At 68.0% G+C, this 7,844-nt stretch carries 7 protein-coding genes and 1 pseudogene; 3 read left to right on the forward strand and 5 right to left on the reverse strand.

Translation table 11 applies throughout. The features are described from left to right. Window positions 1-125 precede the first annotated feature (125 nt). The 3 genes from DMB66_RS32920 to DMB66_RS32930 form a co-directional block, all read right to left on the reverse strand. A complete protein-coding gene (locus tag DMB66_RS32920) occupies window positions 126-1,418 on the reverse strand; it encodes a hypothetical protein (RefSeq protein WP_233625014.1) in 1,293 nt (430 codons plus the stop codon). Between the two features lie 170 nt (window positions 1,419-1,588). Then, complete coding sequence (locus tag DMB66_RS32925) at window positions 1,589-1,861, reverse strand: helix-turn-helix transcriptional regulator (RefSeq protein WP_233625015.1); 273 nt, start codon at window positions 1,859-1,861, stop codon at window positions 1,589-1,591. 30 nt (window positions 1,862-1,891) lie between these two features. Further along, on the reverse strand, window positions 1,892-2,242 hold the full coding sequence (locus tag DMB66_RS32930; RefSeq protein WP_125808023.1) for a type II toxin-antitoxin system RelE/ParE family toxin: 351 nt from the start codon (window positions 2,240-2,242) through the stop codon (window positions 1,892-1,894). Window positions 2,243-2,463: 221 nt separating this feature from the next. On the opposite strand from DMB66_RS32930, the gene DMB66_RS32935 reads away from it, so the two are divergent. From DMB66_RS32935 to DMB66_RS32945, 3 genes are all read left to right on the forward strand, one after another. Further along, window positions 2,464-2,694: a hypothetical protein gene (locus tag DMB66_RS32935; RefSeq protein WP_125808024.1), complete on the forward strand. Its 231-nt coding sequence runs from the start codon at window positions 2,464-2,466 to the stop codon at window positions 2,692-2,694. Continuing rightward, window positions 2,691-3,077, forward strand: coding sequence for a hypothetical protein (locus DMB66_RS32940; RefSeq protein WP_125808025.1), 387 nt, complete (start codon window positions 2,691-2,693; stop codon window positions 3,075-3,077). The genes DMB66_RS32935 and DMB66_RS32940 overlap by 4 nt, the downstream gene beginning before the upstream one ends. A gap of 74 nt (window positions 3,078-3,151) precedes the next feature. After that, a complete protein-coding gene (locus tag DMB66_RS32945; RefSeq protein WP_233625017.1) occupies window positions 3,152-3,784 on the forward strand; it encodes a DUF2637 domain-containing protein in 633 nt (210 codons plus the stop codon). A gap of 35 nt (window positions 3,785-3,819) precedes the next feature. Here DMB66_RS32945 and DMB66_RS32950 read toward each other — a convergent pair whose 3' ends face one another. Beyond that, window positions 3,820-6,399 carry a pPIWI_RE module domain-containing protein gene (locus tag DMB66_RS32950; protein ID WP_125808027.1) on the reverse strand — a complete coding sequence of 860 codons (2,580 nt, stop codon included), beginning with the start codon at window positions 6,397-6,399 and terminating at the stop codon, window positions 3,820-3,822. A 1-nt stretch (window position 6,400) separates the two neighbouring features. Further along, window positions 6,401-7,844 (reverse strand): annotated as a pseudogene (locus DMB66_RS32955) (transposase); the annotation flags it as partial.

The following is a 7,844-nucleotide window of genomic DNA, read 5'->3' on the forward strand; positions in this document are numbered from 1 at the left end:
GCTCGCTCGCCCGCAGCACCTGAACCGGCCCGCTCATCCACCGCTGCTCATCGGCGTCTTCCAGGCCGTTGCCGTACTCGGTCAGGAGATCAGGTGCAGCCCGACGGGGCACCTCGTTCGGGCAATCAGTCGATGAGACGCCGAGCGAGGCGTTCGGCGTTGAGTCCCCGCATCGCTCCGTCGACTGCCTCCGGGTCGGTGAGGTCGATACCGCGGGCCGCCAGCTCCTCAGCGATCTGCTTGGCCGGACCCCACGCCGCCGCGTCGTCGAACGCCTCCTCGAACGCGGGAAGGAACGTGTCGACAGCCTCGACCACCGGACTGATCCATACCGGGTCGACCGCACGACGTTCCAGGCTGTACCGGATCCAGCGCCGCAACACATCCGGCAGCGCGGCACGCTGTTCGGCGTCCAGCGCCGCCTTGCGCGGCAGCCAGTCTGCCAGGAACAAGCCGACCTGCCCCGGACTCCAGCACAGCGGGCCACTGGTCATATAGCCATCCCCGTAGTCCAGGAACAGATCGGCCAGCGACCTGGCGACCGTGTCGTCCGCCGGCGCGAACCCGTCCAGCAGGCGCTCCCGTTCCTCATCGCCCATCGACTGCCAGTCGCGGAAGTCCGGCAGGTACGGCAGGCATCGCGACCAGGCCAGCGCGCGCAAGTCGATGAAGTCCTCGTCATCCTGACGGGGCCAGGTCATGTCGGTGGTCCGCAACGCATCCGCCAGCTCCGCCAGCGCAACCTCGACCGGGCACTCGACGGCCGGCATAGGTACCTCATCGGGCTCACGCAGCCGGTCCCAGGTCTCCCCGGCCCCGGGCTGAAGTATTGCCAGCTTGTCAACCAGCACACCGCCGGCGAGGGAGATTTGCGCCATCAACGTGTGCGGCGTCTGCCCGGCGAACTCGACGAACAGCACGTGCTCGCTGTCCCAGACATCCACCGCGCGCCACGCCCTGACCGGCTCGAAGGCGGGGATCGCGAACCACTGCGGCGCCGACTGGCTCTCCGACAGGATCTCCAGCGTGCCATCCAGCAGCGACCACTCGCCAGGGACGGCGACACGGCGCAGCGCCGCCACCGCGGCCAGCCCGTGCGGCGACGGCCGGGTCGACGCCCGGCCCACCACCTCCAGGTGGAAGGTCTTCTCCGGCTCGCGCTCGCCGAGCCCGGCATCCGACCACGCCGAGCCGAGCCAGCCACTGGCCCACCGCTCGACCTCAAGCGCACTGTCCTCGGACACGATCGTCACCGCGTCACGCATCAACCGATCCGACAACCGCAGTTCACGCACCGCACGCTGCGGACGCTTCGGCTTACCCCGCCCCGCAGGACGACCACGACTCTTGGGCATATACCCGTCTATCACATCGAGCCCGGCGCGGGCGCGAGCGACCCGCGGTTCGCGGTTCGCCACACTCGGACGGCACGAACACGCAGGCCAGGCAAGAATGGGCCGGACGCGTCGCTGCGCGAACCGCACATCACGGTTGCCGGCGATCCACTGCCGGAAGGTTTGACCAGGTCACAGGCTCGCGGCGGTGCCCGATGAACAGAACGACGGCCACAGCGGCGACGGCCCGCAACTCAAGCCGCCTCGCCGCGCGGCTCGAAACCCACCTTGAGACTCACATCCAGCGCGGTCGCCAACCGCTCCAGCACCACCAGGGTCGGAACGGTCCCACCGGCCTCGAACCGGGCCACTGCGGACTGGGTCATCCCCGCGGCCTTCGCCAACTGCGTCTGACTCCAGCCCCGGCGCTCGCGAAGCTCACGAACGGAACGACCGAGTTCGAACGCCAGCCGCGCGGCGTCGTACGCCTCCGCGGCACCTGGCTCAGCCAGCCGCCGCTCTCGCATAGCGGCCCAACCGCCACCTTGGCTCATGACCTAGTCCCCCTCGTCCACGACCTCGTGCGCCTCGTCGATGCACCGTGCCAATGCCCGGCGTGCCCGGTCGATCTCCCGCTCGTCCCGCATCCGCGTCTTGTGGAAGACCGTCAGCAGGATGATCCTCCTGTCGGTCGCGATCCAGTAGGTGATCCGGACCGCCCGCCGCTCGAGGTGGAACCGCAACTCGCGCAGCTTCCGATCGAGCTGCTTCGTGTAGGGCTCACCCAGCAGCGGCCCTTGCTCAGCGAGCAGATCGACGTAGAACGCCGCGTGGGCGAACTGTGCAGCCGGCAGGCCCTCCAGCCACTTCTCTACCTCCGGCTCAAGCTCAACGACACCCCAAGCCATAGCAACGATGCTATACCACGATTAACCGCAAGGCAGCACAACCTCTACCGGACTGAACGCCGACCACGGCACCGGTTCGCGCAATGCCAAAGACGCGGCGACACAACAGCAGGTCACGGTCTTGGTGGGCCGGACGCGTCGCTGCGCGAACCGCACATCACGATTGCCGGTGATCCGCTGCCGGAAGGTTTGACCAGGTCACAGGCTCGCGGGGGTTCCCGATGAGCATGATCCGCCGCCGGGACAACCCGGTCACCCTCGCGTCGGCCGTCGGGGCGGGACTGCGTTTGCCGCCTTGCAAGGCCGTCCGCCACGAGTTGGTCACCACGCTGATCGCCGAGTTACACGAGTCGCTCACCAACGCCAGCATCTCGGACACCGAGGCGTACGCAGTCTTCGTCCGCACGGTGTCACTCCTCGACGTGTACGTCGCGAAGGAGGAACGCCGATGAACCGGCCTGTTCCTCCACCAACCCGGTTCGCCGAAGCCGAGGAGATCAACCCCTACCAGATCCTCATCGACCTCCATAACCACGCAACCGGACATCCGTTCCCGCCGACGCGCAACGATGCGCTCGCAGAATTGGCCTTGGCCGCGGCAGCGGTCTCGTGGTGGGCCCGGTGGCAACCGGCGATGATCCACGCCGCCCTGCGGGCCGGCGCTGACCTCGCGGACATCTCCGCCGCAACCGGTCTGGACATCGGCGAAGTGGTCCGCCGGTGGCAGCAGTGGGCGGAGGTCCAGACCAGCGTCGTCGTGGCCGGACATCGGTTGCTCGACCCGGACGAGGTCCGGACCATCCGTGTCCGCATCGCCGCGGAGGTGGACCTATGAACCCGACCCGCGTCGCACGGAACCTGAGCACCGTTGCGGTGGCGGCTATCGCGGCGTGGTCGTCGTGGAGTCACATGGTCCACGTCGCCCTGCGCTTCGGTGAGCGTCCGGAGGTCGCGTACGTCCTGCCGATCTCCGTCGACGGGATGCTCATCGTGGCGTCCACCGCGATGGTCGACGACCAGCGCGCCGGGCGTCCGGTGCGCTGGTCAGCCCGCATCGCGTTCCTCGCCGGCGTCACCGCCAGTGTCGCCGCGAACATCACCGCAGCCCAGCCCACCTTCGGCGCCCGCATCGTGGCCGCCTGGCCCGCCATCGCGCTCCTACTCGTGGTGGAGATGCTGTCCCGCGTCCGACGGGCCCCAGCGGCGCCGACCGAGGGCGTCAGCGCGGACCCACTCCATACTGTCGCTGGTACTGCGGCGCACGCTGATACAGGACCTCGGGCGGCACCGGTCACCGCCTCCCCTGCTGTCCGGACACGAAAGACGCCTCGGACCTCCGGGACGTCTGGGCATCGGCGCAGAGGTCACGACGACACGTCCGAAGCCGCGTCGAAGGTGAGGGCAGAACGTCCGGACGCAAGCACGGCGGACATCGCCGCTCACCTGGGAGTAACTGAACGCCATGTCCGCAGACTCCTGGGGACCGGCAGGAAGGATCCACCGGGCACAACATCGACGTCCCCGTCAGGCAGAGACTCTTGATCCGGTGGGAGCAGCGGCCCGCCTACTGACAAACCTCAGTCCGGTTCGGGTAGCTCGGCAAGCTGCGTCGCACTGATCTTCGAGGGCAGCAGGTACTCCTCAATCTGCTCTGCCAGATGCAACGGCCAGGGCAGGACGGTGGTGCCCCGGACGTAGGGTGCCGCGTCACGAAGGTCGTGGGCGAGGGCGGCCCAGTGCTCGGGGCTGTCGCCGTCCTGGAGCCCGGCCACGGTCAGTTCGATGAATTGAGGATTCCAGACCTGCGCCTTTGCCTTCGGCGCCTGGAGCTTGCCGTTGTGCTCGCCGGGCACGAGTTTCGATATGCCCTTGAGCGCTCCGGAGTGGGTGCCGGGTTTGCCGCTGGTGCTGCCGTAGACCCGTGCCAGGAGGAATCGCCACAGACCCCTGGGCTGACCGGTTTCCTCGGCGCTGACGCCGTAGCATTCCGGCGTCTCGCCGCCTTCCGCGGTGCGTACTCGTACGTGGCGTAGGCCGCGCATCTTGCCGATCGGCCGGGGTTCACTGGCGCCGAAGCCCAAGACATCGAGCTGCATGCGGCCGTTGGTCAAGGTGTTCCAGACCGAGCGCAGGTTCTGGGCGTGGGTGAGCAACAGCGTGTCGGGGTAGGCGTCGACGGCCTGGTCGATGACGTCCTTGATGAACCGGACGACGTCCTCCGGCCCGCATTTGAGGTTGGCGTTGAGGTAACGCTTGCCGACTTCCAGCAGGCCGGTGTGCAAGGGCTGCCAGGGCACCTCGGGTGCACTGATCTGGATCTCGCCGCCGGTCGGGTCGGCGAGCACCGCGACCGGCACCTGTCGTGCCACGCCCCAGACCTGTCCCTTGTTCTGCCGGATCATCCAGATGCCGAGCAGCGCGGGTCTGCGTGTGAGCGTGCCTCGCGCAGGTTCAGGAAGTAGTTGTGGCCGGATGCCGAGTTGCCGGAAGAGGTCGTCGATAGCTGCAGCGAACCGTTCGCGGTTGGCGTCGGAGGGTTCCTTGCCTTCGCGTACGCGTGGTGGGCGCTTCGGGTCAGCGACCGGGGTGACGAACTGGCTCAGCCGACCCGTCTGCAGGAGGCCGTGACGAATGGCGAACTTGGGGTCGTCTCCCCGTCGTCTTCCCTGGTAGTCGTCCGGGTGCCCGATCTCCACGAGGCTGATGGTCGGGTGGGGTGCCGGCCCGAGGGTGTCGACGACGTGGTCGACTCGCCTCTGTACTGCATCGCGGATTGAGCCGCCGGCGCGTTCGAGGTCCGCGCGGATCGTGGGCGCAGACCGGTGCCGGATCCCCACCTTCAGGTCGCCCAGGTCGAGATTCACTTCGGCACCGTTGAGGTCGGACGCGGAGGGAACGCTGACCCCAAGGCGGGTGGCCAGCCGGTCCAGGGCGTACTGGGTGGCGCGCTCGGTGTCAGTAAGCAGCTCGACGGTGAGGCGCGGGCCGACGATCTCGCGGAGGTAGTCGGCGGAGATGGGGCCGTCGCTGATTCCGCCGAGGCCCTTGTACACCGTGCACTTCTGGCGAGGGAGCGGAGCGGTGAGCTGAAAGTGTGGGCTCAGCTCGTCGGCGACCCAGGTCATCAGCGGCTCGCGGTCGGCGACCGACAGCCCGGCGCTGACCTTTTCACTCGACAGCATCCCGGTGCTGTAGACCAGGGCCGCGGCGTCGCCATGACGCTGCAGGTAGTCCATCGGCTTGTCGACCAGCTGCACCGGGTCGGGTAGGCGGTCGAGGCAGCCGGCCTCCCGCAGGACCTGGGCGACAGCATCGTCCCAGTGCGCCTCGAACGCAGTCGTACCGTCAGCCGTCGTCACTCTCGTTCGCCGGATGCGGGCGGTGCCGAAGTGGCGGGAATTCTCTAGTCCGGTCAGGTACGGCACGGTCGGTGCCAGGTATACCGAGTGGCCGTGGTCGGAGGCGAGCTTGCCGCGTACCGGCATCCAGCGTCGAACACCGAACGAGAGGTAGATCAGCACCTCCTCGCTTGTGGGAAGCGTCTGCGCGGTGATACCGACCTTGACGGAGAACGGGGTCTGGTCCTCGACTCGCTCGGGCGGCCAGGAGATCAGCTCGGCTCCGTCGGCGCTCGGGCATCGGAGGAACCGCAGGTTGTTGTGCGGGCAGTAGGCGTCCGGGCGGGACAGGGTGGCGGCGATCTCCATGGGCAGCAGCCGCAGAGCGCGCTGCCGATCATCGGGCGCGGTCAGGTCCAGGTGCACCGGCGACCAAACCAGGTCGCCAGCGCTGAGCTGGGACAACGTCAGCTTGATCTGTTCCGGTGTGGCCTTCTGCGCTCGTACCCACGCCGCGACCAGGGCGAAGATCGCCGCCGGGTTGATCTCGCGGTACGCGAGCAGCCAGTCCTGGTCCGCGTCGCCGCGTCCGGCGTACGGCAGCGTGACGACGCAGTCGGGCACCAGGGCGGTGATGGCCTCGTTGAGCGAGGCAATGGGGATGCTGGCAACCTCACCACCTCTGCGTGCCTGCGCCAGCCGGCGTAGCGGTTCCTTCCAGCGCCCCGGAAAGCGCATGAGGTGATAACCGCGCCGGACCGGATGCGCCGGGTCGAGCCGGAGGACGGTGACGGCGAGCTCGTCGTAGCGGGGTGCCATGTCAGTGATCTCCCATTGCGCTGAGGGCCTGGTAGAGGGGCTGGTACAGGGCTTGGACCAGATGCCGGTCGGGGTGTGCGCTGCTGGCCTCGAAGTACGGACTGAGGACCTCTCGCATGCCGTGCAGCAGGCTGGTGCTGGCGTCGTCGAGGTCGGCGGCATCCTCGCCGCGGCGCGCGGTGTTTGGGGCGAAGGCGGCGTCGCAGAAGTAGATCTTGGCAGCCTGGCCGCCTCGGAGGAGGCGGCCGACGACCTGCCAGATCGTGACCAGTTGGGTCCAGGCGACGCGGTTGCGTTCGCTGGTGCCGAGCTGGCTGTAGGCGACGAGCGCGTGCAACAGCCGGCGCCATTCGCGCTGCGCGGCTCGCCGCCGCTGCCGGCCAGCCGTGGCGAGCCTCTCGTAATCGGGGCCCTCGCCGATCAGTGTCGGCGCGAGCTGTTCGAGGGCGTACTGGTTGATGCGTTGCGTGACGTAGCTGAGGTCCTTGGGCCGCGGGTGTGGCCGGACCAGAAAGAAGGCCGCACCGATCGCGGCGATGCCTTCGGTGTTCAGGATGTTGTGTCCGCGTTCCACGGCGAGGATCGGTGCGACGAGCAGCCAAGCATCGTCGGTGCCGAAATCGGCGACGTCACCGCGACGGAGCAGATGAGTATCGTCCCATCCGGTTTCCTGCTCGTCGTCGCCGATCAGGCACCGCACCTGCCCAGTCCAGGACGACTTCTGCCGAAGCAGCTCAGCGGTCACGGCACGCGCCTCGGCATAGCTGCCGACCAGGAGCATGATCTTCTGCCGATCGAGTGGTAGAGCGGCCCTTTCCCGTTCGAGGCGATTCGGTTGCCTGGGCCCGGCTCCGGGTTTGGTGAGGGCCGCCACCATCTGTCTCAGCGCTGCGGTCCGCTCGGCGCCATAGCGTCCGGACACCCAGATCGGTGTGCTGCGCTCGCCCGTGTGCTGAATGTCGAGGGCAAAGGTGGTCCGTTCTATCTCGGCCAGCTTCTCCGCGGTAGGGCAGAGGATCGCCCCTACTGGCACGTCGATGTGGTAACGCGGTGAGGTACCGGCCCAGCTGGTGCCGGAGAGCAGCACCACATTCGGGCCAGGGCCGTCGGCCGGGAACAGATTCGGCATGTTCACGAGAAGCGCCCGGCCAACGCCGGTGTAGCGGAAGAATCGGAACTCGCCCAGCTGCCCGTCGCGGCGGCTCGCCTCGTCCTCGACGTATTGGAAGCCCAGCACATTACCCATGGGCGATTCGGGAACGGCAACCGCGAGATCGACCGGTGGTCGACGGACCTCGGTGGGCAGGGTATCGAACAGCTCGAGTTCGGCGGCGACCTCCGGCCACATGGCGAGCATCAGGTTGAGCCGGTGCGCCATCACGGCTACCGCAATGGCGAACTCCAGCCGCCACACGTTGCGGTCCAGGTCGCTGGGCGCGACCTTG

It is taken from the genome of Actinoplanes sp. ATCC 53533 (genome assembly GCF_003947245.1).

What these genes read in the sequence shown, in the direction of transcription:
- DMB66_RS32925 (WP_233625015.1), bottom strand. Translation starts at nt 1,861, where the DNA reads ATGCGAGAGCGGCGGCTGGCTGAGCCAGGTGCCGCGGAGGCGTACGAC.
- DMB66_RS32950 (WP_125808027.1), bottom strand. Translation starts at nt 6,399, where the DNA reads ATGGCACCCCGCTACGACGAGCTCGCCGTCACCGTCCTCCGGCTCGAC.
- DMB66_RS32945 (WP_233625017.1), top strand. Translation starts at nt 3,152, where the DNA reads ATGGTCCACGTCGCCCTGCGCTTCGGTGAGCGTCCGGAGGTCGCGTAC.
- DMB66_RS32930 (WP_125808023.1), bottom strand. Translation starts at nt 2,242, where the DNA reads ATGGCTTGGGGTGTCGTTGAGCTTGAGCCGGAGGTAGAGAAGTGGCTG.
- DMB66_RS32940 (WP_125808025.1), top strand. Translation starts at nt 2,691, where the DNA reads ATGAACCGGCCTGTTCCTCCACCAACCCGGTTCGCCGAAGCCGAGGAG.
- DMB66_RS32935 (WP_125808024.1), top strand. Translation starts at nt 2,464, where the DNA reads ATGAGCATGATCCGCCGCCGGGACAACCCGGTCACCCTCGCGTCGGCC.